Raw genomic sequence first — 19,589 nt, 5'->3', positions numbered from 1 at the left:
TTGTTATGTCGAACGAGGTTGGTTACCCTGAGGTTTTGGATGTTGTAGGTTATAATTATCAGGAATACCGCTATGCTGATGATCATAAAAAATATCCCAACCGTATCATTTACGGCAGTGAAAACGGTATGCAGCGACAGGCCTGGAACGCGGTTGACAGCAACGAATATATTTCGGCCCAATACCTATGGACCGGGATCGATTATCTTGGTGAGGCCGGCAAATGGCCGCAGCGCAGTAATGGAGCAGGTCTTATTGATCTGGCCGGATTTAAAAAACCCGAATATTTTTACAGACAAAGCCTTTGGACTGCCAAACCCATGGTTTATATAGGAGCGCGTGAAATGACCAGGGTCGATGATAGAGGCATCTGGAGCCACCGTACAGCCGAGCCGGTTTGGAACTGGCAGCCAGGCCGTAAAATAAAAGTAGATTGCTTTACCAATTGCCAGGAAACGGAGCTGTTTCTGAATGGTCGTTCCCTTGGAAAACAATCGCGCGATACTACCAGGGGACAGGTACCTTCCTGGTTGGTAGATTACCAGCCAGGTGAGCTTTTGGTTAAAGGATATAACAACGGTATTGAAGTGTGCGCCAACTCGATAAAAACAGCCGGCGAGGCTTACCAGCTTAAAGCTGTAGCTGATAATGTGGTATTTGTCAGTAAAACAAAAGGTTTAAGCCAGGTTGAAGTATCTATAACCGATAAGGATGGAAACCCCGTATTTCCTGCTGATGATGAGGTAACGGTATCAATTACCGGTCCGGGTAAATTATTAGGATTGGAGAGCGGCAGCAATAGCAGTCATGAAAGTTATCAGGCCAGCCAACGGAAGGCATTGCATGGGCGTTTGTTGGCTTACATACAAACCACAGGTAAGCAGGGGAGCATAAAAGTACAGTTCAGCGCCGGTAGCCTCAAGTCATCAACCCTAACATTAACCGTAAAATAATCACTATCAGATCCCTTATAAAAAAGTTAACACCTGCATTTTTAATTTATGAAACTAATAAAACTATTGTTCCTGTTTGTTACCCTGTTTGCGTCTGCTCAGCTGCAAGCCCAGCTTGCTAAACATTCTTTCGCTCTCGGTGATACCGCATTCCTGCTTGATGGTAAGCCCTTACAGATCATTTCGGGTGAAATGCATTATACCCGTGTGCCCCGTGAGGCCTGGCGGCAACGTATGAAAATGGCCAAAGCCATGGGGCTCAATACCATTGGTACTTATGTTTTCTGGAATGTGCACGAACCACAAAAAGGTCATTTTGATTTTACCGGCAATAATGACATCGCCGCATTTGTTAAAACAGCACAGGAGGAAGGCCTTTGGGTGATCTTACGTCCAAGCCCTTACGTTTGCGCTGAATGGGAATTCGGCGGGTACCCTTATTGGCTGGAAAAGGAGAAAGGCCTTATCGTGCGTAGTACAGAAGCCAGTTACTTAAAGGAATATGAGCTATATATTAAAGAAGTAGGCAAGCAACTTGCGCCGCTCCAGGTAAATCATGGGGGTAATATATTGATGGTACAAATTGAAAATGAATACGGCTCATACGCCAGTGATAAAGATTACCTGGCCATAAACCGCAAAATGTTTATTGATGCGGGTTTTGATGGCCAATTATATACATGCGATCCTGAAGCTGCGATAAAGGATGGGCATTTACCCGGATTATTGCCTGCTATTAACGGCGTAGATAAGGTGGATAAGGTAAAAAAACTGATCAAAGATAACCATAATGGTAAGGGCCCTTACTTTATTGCAGAATGGTACCCGGCATGGTTTGATTGGTGGGGAACAAAGCACCACACTGTGCCTGCAGAAAATTATGTAGCCAGATTGGATTCTGTACTCTCTGCCGGCCTTTCCATAAATATGTATATGTTTCACGGCGGAACGACTCGTGGTTTTATGAATGGTGCGAATTACAACGACAAAGATCCTTACGAACCACAAATAAGTAGTTACGATTACGATGCCCCTCTTGACGAGGCGGGTAATGCTACAGATAAATACCAGAAATTTAGGCAGGTTATAAAAAAGCATTTGCCTGAGGGGCAAACTCTACCTGAAGTTCCGGCCGCGAAATCAGCCATGGCTATTGCTGATATTAAGCTTAATCGATCAGCAGGCTTATTTGATATGCTGCCACAAGCCAGGGTTAATAAAACCCCATTGACATTTGAGGATCTTAATCAGGCCTATGGCTTTGTTCTGTACAGGACTTCGATATCCGGCAAAAAGGATGCTGTCCTTAAAATTAAAGGTCTCCGTGACTTTGGGGTGGTGTTTATAAATGGTAAACGTGCAGGTACTCTGGATAGGCGGTTAAAACAGGACAGTTTGTTGGTCAGCCTTCCAAAAGGAAGCGCCAGGCTTGATATATTGGTCGAAAATATGGGTAGGATTAATTTTGGTCCCTATCTGCTTAAAAACAAAAAAGGGATAACTGAAATGGTAATGCTTGATGGCAGGGAATTGAATAACTGGAAGATGTATGGTTTGCCATTTAATAAGGTGGCAGATCTGCCTCAACAGGCTGTCATAAATGACCCGGCAGTGCCGGTAATCAAGCAGGGAACATTTATCCTGGATAGCGTGGCTGACACTTACCTCGATATGGGGAAATGGGGAAAAGGTATTGTATGGATAAACGGCCATAATTTAGGCCGTTACTGGAAGGTTGGGCCCCAGCAATCATTGTATGTTCCGGGTGAATGGTTGAAAAAGGGCGCTAATAAAATTAYGGTTTTTGAATTACTGGACGGTAAACAAAAGAGCATCTCAACTGTAAAAAGCCCAATCCTTGACGAGCTAAATGGATCTGATGTTAGCAAATAGTAACTACCCGCGTTATATCTGGATGGTACTAAAAAGGCAAATGATTTTTCATTTGCCTTTTTAGTACCATCTTTAGTTTTTTACAATCTTATAGATACTTCCCTTTGTATTTCCAGGGCCGGTATCCGGACTGGTTAGTATATAAATTTCGCCTGCCGGATCTTCACCAAACGCGGTTATTTTTAAGTTTTGGGGAATGTTTTGTAATGTAATTCTGCCTCTTTGCCATTTAGTACCTGCTTTTTGCAGATAGAATATCGGCCCCGTCCAGTCAGCAAACAGGTATTTGCTTTTTAATACAGGTACTTGTTGGCCGTTATAAACATAGCCGCCCATTACGCTTATGCCTATTTTATGACTATACTCTGTTATGGGCATGGTAATTCCTTTGATATCACAGCCCGTAGCAGGATTATAACAATGTGTTCCTTCCGTTAATCTCCAACCGTAATTGGCACCCTTTTTAATAATATCAACCTCTTCCCAGTTGTCCTGGCCAACATCGCCGGCAAATAGTTGCCCGGATGTTTTGTCGAAAGAAAACCGGTAGGGGTTACGGAAACCATATGCCCATATTTCAGGCTTTGCATTTTTTCTGCCGACAAAAGGATTGTCTTTTGGAACCAGGTAACCTGTTTTTGTATTAATATCAATACGCAATATTTTACCAAGCCAGGTATTCATTGCTTGTCCGTTACCAAATTCACCATGTTTATCACCCTGGCCGCCGCCATCACCAAATGAAATATATAAATAGCCATCGGGGCCAAATTGTATACAGCCGCCGTTATGGTTTCCAGCCGGCTTATCTGTAGAAAGGATGATCCGGCCGCTATTCGGATCTATCCGGTCTGAACTTGCCGATAACTTATACTCGGCGATAACATCCTGATGATCAAAGTTCGTGGCAGATGCCGGCGCACTGTAAAATACATAGAGTTTTCTATTGGTTTTAAATTGAGGGTGCAGTGCAATTCCTAATAAACCCCGCTCGTCGTAACTATTGCTTAATTGGGGAAGCTTACTGTGCAGGTCAAGCAAGGGAACATCACTTAGTTTACCATGTTTAATGATTCGTATTTTGCCCGTTTGCTCGGTTATCCAGACATCTCCATTGCCAGGGAAAGCCACATCTGTAGGTGCTTGCAGATTACCGGCAACCTGTTGTACTTTTACAGTTATAGGTGACAGCTCGTCATTTTCATTAATAGATTTGGTTTTGTGGAAAACATAGGAGGAGAGCAGGCACGTCGTAATGCCCAGGACAATAAAGGAAGGAAGTTTTTCCCGAAATATTTTTTTCATAGTGCTTTTTTTGACATTCATTGGTTTAATATTGGGGGTAATTAGTGAATAAAGTCAAACCATAGTGTCCCGGTGATCTGTTTACCGTTAGCCTGGTTTTTCTGGCTTTGTGGCCCCATTACTTCTGCAGGCTGAAATTTGGTGCCAATAGGGCTAATCGCGTTTAAAAAACCTATGTTACCTTCAGGGAAAGCCGGTTCAACATTATTGTTTTCAAGCGCATCCTTCTCCTTTCCCGGATGCAACATTTGCAGATATGTGTTTTTATCAGCAGTATAAACAGTAAACGGCGATTCTTTATTTTCAATCACCACCCAGTTAACTTCCGCATGGTACCCTTTAAATTCGGGATACTTCCAGGTTTCACCGGTAATGGTATTATTGTAGGCCTTATGCCAAATTCCAAATTGCTGCCCCTTCAGCCTGTTTTTCCAAACCCGGTATGGCCCCCGGCCAAGCCATTTCATGCCGGTGATTTTTTCTTCCGGATAATTAAAGGTAATCCCCATAAAATCAGCGGCTCCCTGTTGGGTATATTGATATTCCAGTTTTACAGGTTGCCCGGGTTTAAATGTCCATTTTACTTGTAATGATCCTGCTGTTCCCTCATAAGTAGCGCTAACAATGTATTGCTCCTGAAAAGACTTGTAGTCAAACGCTTTTCGCTCCGTATTAATACCAGCCAAAACAGGCCCTCCCGATAACGAAATGGTGCCGGAGGGTTTAACTACTTTTTGGATATACCCCGTGGCTTTATCAAAATAGTAACCTATGCCCTCGCATTTTATGATGAGCGACTGCGCTGTTTCTTCTGTTTTTATTGCGGATTTAGCTGGCGACGAAATAACTCTTTTCGCGATAACTGCCGGAGTACTGATAGCCCAGCTCCAGGTAAAAATTTCTTTCTTATCCGGGCTGTAAGCTGTAAGATACAGCGCGTCGTTTTTTGACCATAGCAGGGGTAAGGCTAAGTTGAGCATACCTTTTTCACCAGGTTTAAGATCAATCGCTGCAGGCGAGCCTGTTGCTTTTACAATAGGTGCTGTAGTTTTATCATGTGCCGATGGAAATTTAACCAGTTTCCACTTAAATGTACATTGACTAAAGTTGGTAAAAGCATACCTGTTTTCTACAGGAATTTTGCCGGTAAAGTTTTGATCGATTGGCTGTGGGTTAATATAAACAGGCGACCAGATCTCTTTTATAGTATAAAAACTGGCTTCCTTTTCACGATGCGGGCCCACAATGCCATCGGGCGCATGGTTACCATCAGCGTCATATATCCCATTTTTATCTGTGCGGATAATGGCTTCGTCTAAAAATGCCCATATAAAGCCACCCGCCCCGTGCGGATGCTTCATCATCTGGTCCCAAAAATCGTCAAGAGCTGCTCCGGCTCCGCCATCGTATAGCCCGTGCATAAATTCTGTTGGGAAAAACACCTCCTGTCCGATAGCTGCTGCTTTAACCATGTAATTATAATCAGGATAATGTTTAGTATCCGTACCATTGAATTTTTCCCATGGATGTATCACTGTGCGCTTTTGTGGGTCATATAAGGCATAATCATTATCTAAACCCCTGTTCCAGCCCCCTTCGTTACCGTTGTCCCAAAAAACAATGGATGGATGATTTACATCACGTACCACCAGTTCCTTAACCAGTTTATGACCAACTATGGTATCATATTTAGCTTGCCAGCCGGTTAGTTCATCCAGTACATATAAACCTAAGGAATCACAGACATCAAGGAAATCACGATCAGGAGGGTAGTGCGACATGCGCACCGCGTTCATATTCATTTGTTTCATCAGCCTCACATCCATTAAGTGAATATTGCGGCTTAGGGTACGGCCGGTTTCGGGCCAAAAGCTATGGCGGTCACTGCCTTTCATTATTATTTTGGCTCCGTTTACATAAAATCCGTCATTAGTTCGCAGCTCAACCGTACGGAATCCAAATTTTTGCTTAACGCTATGAATAATGCCCTGCTTGTTTTTTATAGTGACAATAACCTGGTATAAGTTAGGAAATTCCGCACTCCACAATAAGGGCCTGTTGAAATTGTTTTTTAGTTCCTGATATTCCTGAGTGGTGTCTGCTTTAACAGCAAATGGCTTATCTATATTTTCACCGTTTGTTTTTTGTACCTGTGCTTCAATTGTTTCGTCGCCCTTTAAATTTTGCGGATATACGTCCAGTTGGAAAGATCCGTCGGCTTTTGCATTTACCGCCATCCTGTCAATAAAAGTTGCGGGAACAACTTCCAGGTAAACCGGACGAAAAATGCCACCGAATACCCAAAAATCACTGTTTTTACGTTCAGCATCATTCACAGATGCATTTGCTGATGTTTTATCAACAGTTACTTCCAGTAAGTTTTTGTCATTGGGTTTAAGCAGATTGGTTATATCATATTTAAAACGATAAAAGCTTCCCTGGTGTAGCGGCCCGGCCTGCTTACCATTAATCATTACTTTAGTATCCGTCATTGATCCCTCAAAAACTATAAATACTTTTTTGTTCTGCCATCTTTCGGCAAAAAACTCATGCTTGTAAAGCCCCTGTTCGTTGGTTTTTACTTTATCATGGCCATAATTATAGCTGCCAAAGCCTTGCAATTCCCAGTTGGAGGGTACCGCGATTTTTGTCCATTTGCCGCTGTTTCTTCCACCGGTACAATAAAAATCCCATGGTATGGTATGATCCTTATCTGTTCCTGACAGATATTTAACAATGGTTTCCTGCGAAAACGCATGGAAACAGATCACCGTGAACAATAACAGCAAAAGTTTTTTTTTCATGATTATTTATCAGACAAATCAGTAACATAGGTTTTTCAAGTTGCTGGGGTAGCTGGCAACTCGGTTAATTTTTTTGTGAAGATAACTTTTCTGCGTGATGAACAAGACGGGTTCTTGCTCTGTTTTTTCATTTTTATTTTAGTGGTTCTTATTGCACGTTTGGTCTTTTCAAGCTTATTCTACGCCTCTGTAAGCGTTAGCTGTTGGTTTATTCAAAGCAAATTGTTTATGAAGCAAAAAGCTTCGTAACTAAATACTTGAAAAGTTGTCTAAATAACTAAATTGCTTATAATCAAGCTTAAGGCTTGCTTTGTTTCTCTATTTAAATAAATAACAGTAATCATGACAACAAAAGAAACTTTTAGCCTGCATGGCGAAAACCTGTTGAAAAAAGTAAAGGAATTAATAGCGGAAGGAAATGTAACCCGTATTACAGTAAATGATAAAACTGGTAAGGAGTTGATAACTTTTCCATTGACTATTGGTGTGGTTGCGGCGGTGTTTGCACCTGTTTTCGCGGCGGTTGGCGCATTCGCGGCATTTGTAGGAGAATGTAGTATTACCGTTGAGCGGGAACCTAAAGTGGAGGACGACCATCCGTTAAAATAATCCTACATGCGTGGCGTGTTGGGATATCGATTTTTAGTTAGTCACTATTGGTATGCGTTTGTTTTAGCTAACATAATCACTGTTGGGTGATAATTATGGCAAACGTTACTAATCTGCTATTATTAGTTCTATTTCATGAGCTCTAAAAACTTCTTTATCTTTTTCCTCAACGCCGCCGTCGGTTATAATATAATTGATGAGAGACAAAGCTCCTAAGCTGGCGAATGCGCTTTTACCAAATTTTGTAGAGTCGGCTACCAAATAGGTAGTTTCTGCTGCATCAATCATCGCTTTTTTTACAACCAGATCGCTAATACTGGGATAGGTTAAACCAGCCTTTAAAGAGAGACCCGCAGTTGCCAGGAATAATTTTTGAACATTAATCCCCTTAAAAAAATCGGCCGCTTTTTGGCCGGTTAAGGATAAGGTAGGGGGTTTAAATTCCCCGCCGGTCATAATAACCTCAATATCAGGTTCTGCCCCTAACATCAAAGCAATATTCAACGCATTGGTAATAACAGTTACATGCCGGTTACCTTTTAACTTTTTAGCTATCTCCGTAGTGGTTGAACCGGAATCAAGTATTATGGTATCTCCGTTTTCAATAAATTCCATGCATTTAGTAGCAATGAGCTCTTTTTTATCTAAATTCTCATGGTTAGCTACTGAAAATGAGCTTACCTGATCTTTAATATTTTTTAAAAAAGCGCCCCCGTGCTCCCGGATCAGCAAGCCATCTTTCTCCAGTTTTTCTAAATCCTGCCTAACGGTTACCTCAGTAACCTTAAAGATTTTTGCAAGGTCTGTAACCTTGGCCGAGCCATCCTCTTTTAAAAGATCCAGGATTTTATCCCTTCGTTGATTTGCAAGCATTTTTATTCTTTGATTTTTCAAAGATATATAATTGAACCAATGAAAAGCAAAACAAATAAATCGAAATAAAGCACAAATTAATCAGTTGGTAATTTCAAAAAGTAGATGAATTATGAAAAAGGTGATTTATTGAGTAAAAAATCAAAAGTTTAATCTATAAAACGAAAACATAGTATAGTAATATGATAATAAAGTATAGTATATAATCTTTGTTTTGTTTGTTTTTTCTTTTTTTATTTTCTATTTTGGCTTTCCAAAGTTGGGAATGCGTATTGTGCCGTTTTTCCTGATTGAACCAATTATAAAGTATAATAAGTTGCTTGTTGGTAACCATGCTTTTTATAGTTACCGAACTATATTATAAAAAAACAAAAAATGAATAATAAAACAACCCTGGGTGTAATTATCGGTAACCGTGATTTTTTTCCGGATCGTTTAGTTTCGGAGGCCCGTACCGATATTATAGCCCTGTTTGATAAGCTTAACATTACACCCATTATGCTGGATGAGCAAGAATCCAAGCTTGGCGGTGTCGAAACCTTCAGGGATGCGCAACGGTGTGCCGATTTGTTTAGAAAGCATCAGGATGACATCAGCGGCATCATCGTATTTCTGCCCAATTTTGGCGACGAACGAGGTGTAGCCGAAACCATTAAACTCTCAGGCCTTACGGTGCCTGTGCTGGTACAAGCCTATCCCGATGAACTCAACAAGCTGGATGTTGCCCGTCGCCGCGATTCCTGGTGCGGCAAAATATCGGTTTGCAATAATTTTTACCAGTACGGTATTAAATACACGCTTACCAATAGTCATGTAGTGCATCCTTCGAGCCCGCAATTCAGTGAAGACCTGTTGAATTTTGTGGCGGTGTGTCGCGTGGTAAAAGGCCTGCGCAAAGTTCGTATAGGCGCGGTAGGTGCCCGTCCGGGTGGTTTTAACACGGTTCGTTACAGCGAGAAGATCTTGCAGCGCAATGGCATATCGGTAACTACGGTTGATCTTTCAGAGATCCTGGGCAACGCCAATAAATTAACCAAAGACGATGCCGAAGTAAAAGCGCACTTAGATAAAGTTTTGGCATATGCGCCTAAGGGTAAAACACCCGACGAAGCGTTGATACAAATTGCCAAACTTGATGTGGTGCTTAATCATTTTATGCAGGAAAACTCACTTGACGCTACTGCTATACAATGCTGGACCTCGCTGCAAAAAAACTATGGCTGCAACGTTTGCACCAGCATGAGCATCATGAGCGAAAATATGCTGCCAAGTGCCTGTGAGGTTGATGTAACCGGCACGCTCACCATGTATGCTATGCAGCTGGCGTCAGGTTCGCCAAGCGCCCTGGTTGATTGGAATAACAACTATGCAGATGATGAAAACAAATGTGTACTGTTCCATTGCGGCAATTGGGCCAAATCATTTTTACCCGATATCGAGATCAGCAACGCGCCTATTTTGGGTACAACCGTTGGGGTAGAAAATACTTATGGTGCATTATCCGGTCGTACACCGGCATCTCCTTTAACGTATGGACGCATCAGTACTGATGACCCCAAAGGAGTTATCAAAGCCTATTTTGGCGAGGGTAATTTAACGGATGACGCGCTGAATACTTTTGGAAACCGGGCCGTTGCTCAGATTCCCGATCTACAGGGACTGATGCAATATGTTTGCCGTAATGGCTTTGAGCATCACGTGGTCATGAATGCTTCAAAAACAGCAGGTATACTGAAAGAGGCGCTGGGTAATTATATGGGTTGGGAAATCTATCAACACGGATAAATATGATGACTGAAAAGGAATTGATCGCGAAGTCTGTCAAGTATCGCAAAAAGATCCTCAAATATATTGTTGGGGCCAAAGCCGGCCATACCGGGGGAAGCCTTTCGTGTGTTGATATATTAAACGTTTTATACAACAGCGTTTTAAATGTATCGCCAGAAAATTTTACATCGCCAGATAGGGACAGGTATATCCAAAGCAAGGGCCATTGTGTAGAAGCATTATATGTAGTACTTGCTGATAAAGGCTTTTTCCCTGAAGATGATCTAAATACCCTATGCCAGTATAAATCACATTATATAGGTCACCCTACGCGTAAAGTGCATGGCGTTGAACAAAATACAGGTGCTTTAGGTCATGGGCTTCCTATCAGTGTAGGAACCGCCCTTGCCGCCAAAATGGATGATAAAGATTATCATGTTTTTACGCTTTTAGGCGATGGCGAACTGCCCGAAGGCTCCAATTGGGAAGCGGCCCTCACCGCCGCGCATTATAAGTTGGATAATCTTTGCGCCATTATAGATAATAACAAGTTGCAGATCACCGGCGCCAACGCTGATGTTTGTAATACCTACCCCATTAATTCCAAATTTGAAAGCTTTGGCTGGGCGGTAAAGGAGGTTGACGGACATGATATTAAAGCGCTTAAGGAAGCCTTTGCTGAGTTGCCTTTTGAAAAAGGGAAGCCCAGTCTTATTATAGCACATACTATAAAAGGCAAGGGGGTAAGTTTTATGGAGAACAGTGTAAAATGGCATCATGGCGTACCCGATAAAGAGCAATATGAAACCGCTATTGCGGAGCTGGATGGAATAATGACCGGTGTAAATTAAACAGATCATGGGAGCAGTAATTGAAAATACTACGATAAACGGCAAACCTAACCAGGATATATTTTCGGCTACTTTGCAGGACCTGGCCACTCATGACAAGAGCATTGTGGCCGTTACCAGCGATTCAAGAGGCTCTGGTAAGCTGGTTAAATTCGGCATCGATCTTCCTGACCAAATTGTAGAGATAGGTATTGCCGAACAAAACCTGGTTGGCGTAGCCGCGGGACTGGCTTCGGCGGGTAAAAAGGCATTTGCCGTTTCGCCGGCTTGCTTTTTAACCGCAAGAGCCCTGGAACAAATTAAAAATGATGTGGCCTACTCCAATAATCCGGTAAGGCTTATTGGCATAAGCGCAGGGGTTAGTTATGGCGCGCTGGGTTCAACCCACCATAGCTTGCATGATTTCGCAGTACTGCGCACCATCAATAACCTGATCATCGCGGCACCCGCTGATAATTTTGAAACCCGCGAAGCAGTCAAACAAGCAGTACTACTTAATCAGCCGCTGTATTTACGTTTTGGTAAAAAGGCCATGGCTACACTAACCGAGGATGAAAGCATTGGTTTTGAATTTGGCAAAGGGCGTGTGATTAAGGAAGGTAATGACCTTACCATTATCGCCACAGGTGAAACAGTTTACCCCGCTTTGCAGGCTGCCGAAAAACTGGAACAGGAGCAGGGCATCAAAGCTACCGTGGTAAGCATGCACACTGTTAAACCGCTTGATGCTCAATTGGTATTACAGCTTGCAGAAAAAACCGGGGCCATCATCACGGTAGAAGAGCACAGCATTTACGGTGGTTTAGGAGAGGCCTGCGCTTCATTATTATTAGCTAACGGCTATAATAAACCATTTAAAATAATGGGCATACCTGACGAATACACGGTTACAGGTTCGCAAACAGAAATATTTAATCACTACGGCTTGTCGGCAGATGGGATTGCGCTGGCCGTAACAAAAATGCTTGTAAAACAATGAAATAACCTATTACTATAACAACCTAAATTATGAGATACCTTAAAGTATTGCTGTTGTTGGTTTTGGTTTTTGCCGGTTGTAAAAACCGGTCCGATTCGGCAAGGCAAAAAAAGATGGCCATTATTGTGTCAACATTAAACAATCCCTGGTTTGTTTTTTTGGCGCAAACGGCGGCCGCGCAAGCAAAAACGCTGGGCTATGAATCTAAAATATTCGATTCACAGAACAATACCGCGTTGGAGACCGACCATTTTGAAAATGCCATCGCCTCAGGCTATAGCGCTATTTTGTTTAATCCTACCGATGCTAATGGCTCTGTGGTAAATGTATTGAAGGCCAAAAAAGCAGGTGTACCCGTATTTTGTATGGATAGGGAAGTGAATACTGCCGATGGCGCTACCTCACAAATCTTATCAGACAGTTACTCGGGCAGTGTATCTCTCGGTAAATATTTTGTGCAAACCATGCATAAAAAAGGCAATTATGTTGAATTGTTAGGCTTAGTAGCCGACAACAATACCTGGAGCCGTTCCAAAGGGTTCCATAGTCTGGTTGATTACTATCCCGGTTTAAAAATGGTTGCCCAGCAAAGCGCCGATTTTGACCGCAATAAAGCCATGGAAGTAATGGAATCCATACTACAGGCACACCCCGATATTGATGCAGTTTTTTGTGGTAATGATGCTATGGCCATGGGCGCTTACCAGGCATTGGTTGCGGCGGGTAAGGCAAACCGTGTTAAGGTGTTTGGTTTTGATGGTGCCGAGGATGTGGTACAAGCCATTAAGGAAAATAAAATTTCGGCTACGGGCATGCAGTTCCCTAAAGTGATGGCACAAACCGCCGCAAACTATGCCGATGAATATTTTAAAGGCAGGCGCGATTTTCCTAAAAAAATTCCCGTTGCTGTTGAACTGGTTACCAGCGACAATATAAACGACTATATAGCTTACGGAAAAAAAGATTAGCCATGGCAAAAAAAGCAGTTAAATATCTTGTGGCTATTATTGTGGTTGTTTTCCTGGCCTGGAACTCCGTTTACTTTAAAAAGCTGAACGAAGTTAAGGCATCTGCGGTAAAACAATTTAACGCGACTGCCTATGCCCGCAGCTATGTGGATAAGCAGCTTCTGCCGTCGGTTGGCAAAGCTCCGGAAATTGATCAATTGTTAATCCAATTGAAAAGCAAACCCGACAGCGCTTTCAAACTATACTCACACGCTTTGGATATCGGTAATATCCGTTTTTTTATGACCTCGGGGCAAGGCACGGTTACCTCCGTTGATGAAAATGAGGTTTGCCTGCTTACCCCCAATAAACAAACCATTAAAATAGCCACCGAATACATTTTTGGGAATGCTTTGCGCGATGCGCCGGGTATTATCAACATTAATGATTTTACCAACACTATGGATCTGAACAATGTATCGGCGGAGGTAAATAAAATTGTAAGAAATGAGATAGTCCCGTCCTTTAAAAGCAAAGTTAAAAAAGGCAGTACGGTAACTTTTGCCGGGGCATTTGAGCTTAACCAGGAACACATAAACCTAAATAAGATTGAAATTATACCGGTATCATTAAAAACAGCCAATTAGTGTTAGCAGCAGAAAATATATGCAAAAGATTTTCGGGTGTAACCGCGCTTGAAAATGTGAACCTGACGCTTGCCGCCGGAAAAGTAACAGCTATTATTGGCGAAAATGGCGCGGGTAAATCAACATTGATGAAAATACTTTCGGGTGTGTATGATGATTACGAGGGCAATATTATTTTTAAGGGAAACACTGTACGTTTTAAAAACACCCGTGAGGCTCAACATGCCGGTATCGCCATTATTCACCAGGAACTTAACCTGGTGCCTCATCTTACCATAACCGAAAACTTATTTTTAGGCCGGGAGCTAACCAATAGCTGGGGTATGCTTGATAAAAAAGCCATGCGCCTGCGAACCGCAGAACTGTTGCAAAGGCTTAAGCTATCAGTAAACGCCGACTGTATAATTGCCGATTTGAAAGTGGGCCAGCAGCAGGTGGTTGAAATTGCCAAAGCACTGCTTTATGATGCCGAAGTGATCATTATGGATGAACCAACCTCCGCCATTAGTGAAAGCGAAGTGGAGGTGCTGTTTGAGAATATTACCAACTTAAAAAGCCAGGGTAAAGCCATTGTTTATATTTCGCATAAGCTGAACGAACTGTTTAAAATAGCTGATCATTACACCGTTTTGCGCGATGGAAAAACCATTGAAAGCGGCGAAATGAAAGATATAACGCATGATATGCTTATCCATAAAATGGTTGGCCGGGAGGTTGATGTTGTGCGCAACAGCAATGCGGTCATTGCCAAAAACGTACTGCTAAAAGTTGACGGTCTTTGCCTTAACAAACCCGGTAACGAGCAAAAACAACTGTTAAAAAACATTTGCTTTGAACTTTACAGCGGCGAGATCCTGGGCATATTTGGCTTAATGGGCGCAGGGCGTACCGAGCTAATGGAGGCACTGTTAGGTATGCACCCGGAACTTACCAAAGCGGCTATCACGCTCAATAATCAACCTGTTAAATACAAATCTGCGGCTGAGGCTATCAAGGCCGGTATGGCGCTGGTACCCGAGGACCGTAAAAAGGATGGCTTGGTTTTAGGTTTGGATGTAAAAACCAATATCAGCCTGAGTTCGCTTGATAAAATGCAAAGTGTGGGGCTCATCAACAACAAAGCCGAGCTGGAACTGGCTCACAAGTACATAAAAGCATTAAAAATTAAAACGCCATCTGAAAAGCAAACGGTTAAAAATTTAAGCGGTGGCAATCAGCAAAAAATTGTTATTGCCAAATGCCTGGCCACACAGCCCAAAGTACTGATGCTTGACGAGCCAACCCGAGGGATAGATATTAATGCCAAAAATGAGATCTATAAGTTGATTGCAGAACTGGCCGCATCTGGGTTGGGCATCATCATGGTATCGTCTGAACTACCTGAGATCATGGCGGTAGCCGACAGGATACTGGTAATGGCCGATGGCGCCATAACCGCTACGTTTAACTCAGGCGACGCAACCGAAGACAACATACTTAAAGCAGCGATAGCTGATATAAATTAAAAAGCTAACTAATGATTTTAACACAACACCGTACGCAACTGGCTAAATTTCAATCACTCATAGCGCTGATACTGCTTTGTATAGGCATCAGCCTCATGTCTGACAAGTTTTTAACCGTTGATAATGTCTGGAACGTGATGCGGCAGATCTCGGTTAACATCTGCATCTCCGTTGGGATGACGCTGGTGGTGCTGACATCGGGCATTGATCTTTCGGTAGGGTCGGTGCTGGCATTTTGCGGTGCAATTACTGCCGGGCTATTAAAATTTGGCATTGAACTGCCCGCTAATAATTTATACATCGGCTTTACGCTGTTAGGAGCTATACTGGTGGGTTTAGTGGTGGGCGCACTGCTGGGTTTATTTAACGGTTGGACAGTTACCCGCTTTAAAGTGCCACCATTTGTAGCTACGCTGGCCATGCTCACCATTGCCCGGGGCCTAACGCTCCTGTGGACCAAAGGCTTCCCTATATCTAACCTTGGTGATAGTTTTGCATATATAGGTACCGGCTGGTTTTTAGGTATTCCGCTGCCCGTATGGATCTCGGCGGCAGTTATTGTATCAGCTGTTGTTATCACCCAGAAAACTGCCTTGGGCAGGTACATTTATGCCATTGGAGGAAACGAACACGCGTCAAAGCTTTCGGGTATCAACATCAACAAAGTAAAGCTTATTGTTTATTCCATAGCCGGGATACTGGCCGCGGTAGGAGGTATCATGGTAACCTCCCGGTTAGATTCGGCACAGCCAAACGCCGGTATTAGTTACGAGCTCGATTCTATTGCTGCCGTGGTTATTGGCGGCACTTCCTTATCTGGTGGTCGTGGAACTATTATGGGTACTGTGCTGGGCGCCATTATTATTGGCGTACTGAACAACGGACTGGTATTACTTAATGTATCACCCTTTTGGCAGCAGGTTGTTAAGGGGGGAGTTATACTTTTAGCGGTAATTATTGATAAAGCCAATTCAAAGAATGATTAACAATTACATACTCGCGGTTGACCAGGGTACCAGCAGTACCAAATGCATCATTTTTGATCATCATGGTAAAGTTGTAGCCAAAGCTTCCGAGCCTCTTAAAACGCATTATTTACCAGGCGGTTTTGTTGAACAGGTACCTGGGGCTATTTATCAAAATGTACTCGATGCGGTAAAAAACTGTCGTGACACGTTTACATCGGCAGGAGGCAATTTAGCTGATATCCGTTGTTGCGGCATATCAAATCAACGCGAAACCTTTATAGTTTGGGACAAGACCGGCAAGCCGCTGTACAACGCGGTTGTTTGGCAATGCAAACGCTCGGTAGCTGTTTGCGATGAGCTCAAGGAACAAGGTTTAGAACAATTGATAAAAGAAAGAACCGGGCTTATCATCGATCCATACTTTTCGGGCACTAAACTGATATGGCTATACCAAAACAATGCCGGGGTTAAGCAAGCCATTGATAATGGCGAAGCTTATTTTGGCACGGTTGATACGTGGCTGCTTTATAAACTAACCAACGGCAAGGTTTACAGTACCGATCATACCAACGCGTCTCGCACTTTATTTTTCAACCTTAAAACACTGAGTTGGGATGATGAAATCTTAAATGAGTTTGGGCTGTCGGGATTGAATTTACCACAGATTAAACCCTCATCATCATTTTACGGCATATCAGATTTTGGGGGTTTGTTTAATACACCCCTAAACATAACAGCCATGATAGGCGATTCGCATGCAGCCGCTTTCGGGGAGGGTTGTTTTGAATCCGGAACGGCGAAGGCTACACTGGGTACAGGCTGTTCTATCCTGATGAATATTGGTGACAAGGCTACCAGTTCGGCCAATGGCATGGTTACTACCATTTGCTGGAGCACCGAAGAACGTGTTGATTATGCTTTGGAAGGTGTTATCGTATCATGCGGAGCAACTATTGAATGGTTGAAAAATGAACTTGGCCTGTTTACCGAAAGCAGCCAGACGGAACTGATGGCTGCCAGCGTGCCTGATAATAATGGCGTTTACCTCATCCCCGCATTTAGCGGTTTGGGAGCTCCGCATTGGGATATGAACCGAAAAGCAGAAATCATAGGGCTAACCTTTGATTGTAATAAAAATCATATTGTAAGGGCCGCTCTTGAGTCTATCCCTTTCCAGATCAAGGATGTTATTACCGCGATGGAAACCGACACCGGGATAGCATTGGTAAAGCTAATGGTTAACGGTGGCATAACAGCCAATCACTTTGTTTTGCAGCTAATAGCCGATGTGTTGAAATGTGAGCTTGTTAAACAGGATATGCCAGATGTTTCAGCATTGGGCGCGGCTTACTTAGCCGGTTTAAAGGGCGGTATATTTAAAAGCCTGGACGATATTAACAACCTGAAAAATGCACCCATGAGCTTTAGGCAGACACATGCGGAAAACAACATGCAGCAATATTATGAGGAATGGCAATCGCACATGAAAAAGGGTCAATAATTAATAAGCATGAAATTGAGCATTAACACCACCGGTAAAAAGACAAGCTACATGCAAAGATGCATTTCTATTGCCGCTCATTTTTTAGTTGGTTTATTATGCTTAATGAATTGCCGTGCGGCAGATATTCCCAAAATTGGGCGCTGGGGGCGTTACGAAATAACACTAAAAGGTCCGGCTACCGGCAACCCTTATACCGATGTTACATTAAAGGCAACGTTTTCCAAAGGTGCGGATAAGGTAACTGTAAATGGTTTTTATGACGGAAATGGTGTGTACAAGATCAGGTTCATGCCTGCAAAATCCGGGGTATGGAATTATGTTACCATTAGCAATTCGGCTTCATTAAAAAACAAGCAAGGTTTATTTCAATGTGTACCGGCTACCGGCAGTAACCATGGCATGGTGAAGGTATGGAACACGTACAATTTTAAGTACGATGATGGCAAAGTGTTCTATCCCTTCGGAACCACCGCTTACGCATGGACACACCAGGGTAAAGATCTGGAACAACTTACCCTGAAAAGTTTAAAAAACGCGCCTTTCAACAAAGTGAGGATGTGCGTTTTTCCGAAGTATTACAACTATGTAACCAACGAGCCGGAGTTTTATCCTTACCAAAGAATATCCTCATCAAAAGGCAATGATGGCAGGGTGAAATTTATATGGGACTTTAAAAAGTTCAATCCGGCATTTTTCAAGCACCTCGAAAAAAGGATTGATGATCTGAACGCTTTAGGGATACAGGCCGATGTAATCATTTTTCATCCTTATGATAAAGGACATTGGGGCTTTGATAGCATGGGAAAAGCTAATGACCTTTTTTACATCAAATACCTAATTGCAAGGTTAGCATCTTTTCGTAATGTGTGGTGGTCAATGGCCAATGAGTTTGATTATATCAGGAGCAAACCCCGCGATGCATGGGATGCTTATTCAGCCGCTGTGGTGACTAATGACCCCTATCGTCACTTATGCTCCATACACAACGGCAGCGTTTATTATGATAACTGGAAATCCTATTTCACCCATGTAAGCATCCAGAATGGCTCGCCGGTTGAAGATTTTGGGCGGGCGGTGCTATTGCGTGACGTTTACTTTAAGCCGGTAATTTATGATGAAGTATGTTATGAGGGTAACCTGCCTTTAAGGTGGGGTAATTTAACCGGGCAACAAATGACCGAAGCCGTATGGCAGGGCATTATTGCAGGCACCTACGTTACCCATGGCGAAACCATAAAAACTAAAGGCGATACCATTTTTTGGGCAAAGGGTGGTGTATTTAAAGGCGAAAGTCCGGCTCGCATAGCCTTTTTAAGAAACATTATGGAGCAGGGCCCTGGTCCGCTAAAACTGGCTGATCCGTGGAAAGATAACCAGACAGCACAAACAGACAGTACTTACTATTTAATCTATTTCGGCAAACAGGAGCAAAAAGAATGGCGGTTTAGCCTGCCTAAAAAGAATGGACCTCCGGCCGGTACCAAATTTAAGGTAGATATTATTGATACCTGGAACATGACCATCACCTCGCTTAGTGATGTTTTTGAAACCGCGGCTCCCAACGAATACCGGATTTACGATATACATGATAAAAAAGTTAGCCTGTCTGGTAATGCGTACATGGCCCTGCGCATTACACAAATAAAGTAATGCATAAATAACAAGCAAACTCAATCAATAAAATAACAGAAGATAAACAATACAATATCGCTATCACAAAACATATATAACACACATTAAATAACCGTAATTAAAAAAACTGGCTATGTATAAGTCAAACACTGATTTATCAATCATTGTACATGATATTGCGCTGCACAATAATGAGCAGGCATACAAGCAGTTATTTAATACGCTTTTTGGCCCGTTAAAACGTTTCGCGGCATCTATCATAAAGTCAAATGAGCTGGCCGAAGAAATAGCAGGCGACGTAATGATCACACTCTGGCGCAACCGTATCCGGTTACTCAACATTCAGAATATA

Annotated in this window: 15 protein-coding genes and 1 pseudogene; 13 read left to right on the top strand and 3 right to left on the bottom strand. The window is 42.7% G+C overall.

All coding sequences use genetic code 11. The features are described from left to right. Both AC1DRQ_RS23535 and AC1DRQ_RS23530 read left to right on the top strand, forming a co-directional pair. A partial coding sequence (locus AC1DRQ_RS23535) for a DUF4982 domain-containing protein (protein ID WP_477427379.1) occupies positions 1 to 953 on the top strand: 953 nt, incomplete at its 5' end. Positions 954 to 1,001: 48 nt separating this feature from the next. After that, positions 1,002 to 2,846 carry a glycoside hydrolase family 35 protein gene (locus AC1DRQ_RS23530; RefSeq protein ID WP_477427377.1) on the top strand — a complete coding sequence of 615 codons (1,845 nt, stop codon included), beginning with the start codon at positions 1,002 to 1,004 and terminating at the stop codon, positions 2,844 to 2,846. 72 nt (positions 2,847 to 2,918) lie between these two features. Here AC1DRQ_RS23530 and AC1DRQ_RS23525 read toward each other — a convergent pair whose 3' ends face one another. Continuing rightward, positions 2,919 to 4,151, bottom strand: coding sequence for a PQQ-dependent sugar dehydrogenase (locus tag AC1DRQ_RS23525; protein WP_477427375.1), 1,233 nt, complete (start codon positions 4,149 to 4,151; stop codon positions 2,919 to 2,921). Positions 4,152 to 4,192: 41 nt separating this feature from the next. After that, complete coding sequence (locus AC1DRQ_RS23520) at positions 4,193 to 6,955, bottom strand: glycoside hydrolase family 2 protein (RefSeq protein ID WP_477427373.1); 2,763 nt, start codon at positions 6,953 to 6,955, stop codon at positions 4,193 to 4,195. A gap of 342 nt (positions 6,956 to 7,297) precedes the next feature. Between AC1DRQ_RS23520 and AC1DRQ_RS23515 the strand changes: the two genes are divergently transcribed. Next, positions 7,298 to 7,564 (top strand): DUF4342 domain-containing protein, encoded by a 267-nt coding sequence (locus AC1DRQ_RS23515; RefSeq protein ID WP_429393917.1) that lies wholly within the window; start codon positions 7,298 to 7,300, stop codon positions 7,562 to 7,564. 108 nt (positions 7,565 to 7,672) lie between these two features. On the opposite strand, the gene AC1DRQ_RS23510 is transcribed toward AC1DRQ_RS23515, so the two are convergent. Then, the gene (locus AC1DRQ_RS23510; RefSeq protein WP_429393914.1) at positions 7,673 to 8,437 is read right to left on the bottom strand and encodes a DeoR/GlpR family DNA-binding transcription regulator; all 765 of its coding nucleotides are present in this window, start codon (positions 8,435 to 8,437) and stop codon (positions 7,673 to 7,675) included. A gap of 375 nt (positions 8,438 to 8,812) precedes the next feature. Here AC1DRQ_RS23510 and AC1DRQ_RS23505 point away from each other — a divergent pair, with 375 nt between their 5' ends. The 10 genes and pseudogenes from AC1DRQ_RS23505 to AC1DRQ_RS23460 form a co-directional block, all read left to right on the top strand. Next, positions 8,813 to 10,222, top strand: a complete 1,410-nt coding sequence (locus AC1DRQ_RS23505; RefSeq protein WP_477427371.1) for an L-fucose/L-arabinose isomerase family protein — start codon at positions 8,813 to 8,815, stop codon at positions 10,220 to 10,222. A 2-nt stretch (positions 10,223 to 10,224) separates the two neighbouring features. Next, positions 10,225 to 11,055: a transketolase gene (locus AC1DRQ_RS23500; RefSeq protein ID WP_477427369.1), complete on the top strand. Its 831-nt coding sequence runs from the start codon at positions 10,225 to 10,227 to the stop codon at positions 11,053 to 11,055. 7 nt (positions 11,056 to 11,062) lie between these two features. Then, entirely contained in the window at positions 11,063 to 12,034 is a 972-nt protein-coding gene (locus AC1DRQ_RS23495) for a transketolase family protein (RefSeq protein ID WP_477427367.1), read from the top strand. Between the two features lie 29 nt (positions 12,035 to 12,063). After that, complete coding sequence (locus AC1DRQ_RS23490; RefSeq protein WP_477427365.1) at positions 12,064 to 13,002, top strand: substrate-binding domain-containing protein; 939 nt, start codon at positions 12,064 to 12,066, stop codon at positions 13,000 to 13,002. A 2-nt stretch (positions 13,003 to 13,004) separates the two neighbouring features. Beyond that, complete coding sequence (locus tag AC1DRQ_RS23485) at positions 13,005 to 13,628, top strand: DUF2291 domain-containing protein (protein ID WP_477427363.1); 624 nt, start codon at positions 13,005 to 13,007, stop codon at positions 13,626 to 13,628. After that, positions 13,628 to 15,133 (top strand): sugar ABC transporter ATP-binding protein, encoded by a 1,506-nt coding sequence (locus tag AC1DRQ_RS23480; protein WP_477427361.1) that lies wholly within the window; start codon positions 13,628 to 13,630, stop codon positions 15,131 to 15,133. The genes AC1DRQ_RS23485 and AC1DRQ_RS23480 overlap by 1 nt, the downstream gene beginning before the upstream one ends. Positions 15,134 to 15,144: 11 nt before the next feature. Then, positions 15,145 to 16,119 (top strand): ABC transporter permease, encoded by a 975-nt coding sequence (locus tag AC1DRQ_RS23475; protein WP_477427359.1) that lies wholly within the window; start codon positions 15,145 to 15,147, stop codon positions 16,117 to 16,119. Next, positions 16,112 to 17,602, top strand: coding sequence for an FGGY family carbohydrate kinase (locus AC1DRQ_RS23470; RefSeq protein ID WP_477427357.1), 1,491 nt, complete (start codon positions 16,112 to 16,114; stop codon positions 17,600 to 17,602). The genes AC1DRQ_RS23475 and AC1DRQ_RS23470 overlap by 8 nt, the downstream gene beginning before the upstream one ends. 9 nt (positions 17,603 to 17,611) lie before the next feature. Further along, positions 17,612 to 19,255 (top strand): DUF5060 domain-containing protein, encoded by a 1,644-nt coding sequence (locus AC1DRQ_RS23465; RefSeq protein WP_477427355.1) that lies wholly within the window; start codon positions 17,612 to 17,614, stop codon positions 19,253 to 19,255. A 115-nt stretch (positions 19,256 to 19,370) separates the two neighbouring features. Continuing rightward, positions 19,371 to 19,589, top strand: a pseudogene (locus AC1DRQ_RS23460) (hypothetical protein); the annotation flags it as partial.

The organism is Mucilaginibacter sp. P4_E8 (assembly GCF_056401495.1).
The sequence above is the reverse complement of the archived record's forward strand: the minus strand, read 5'-3'. Positions and strand labels throughout refer to the sequence as shown.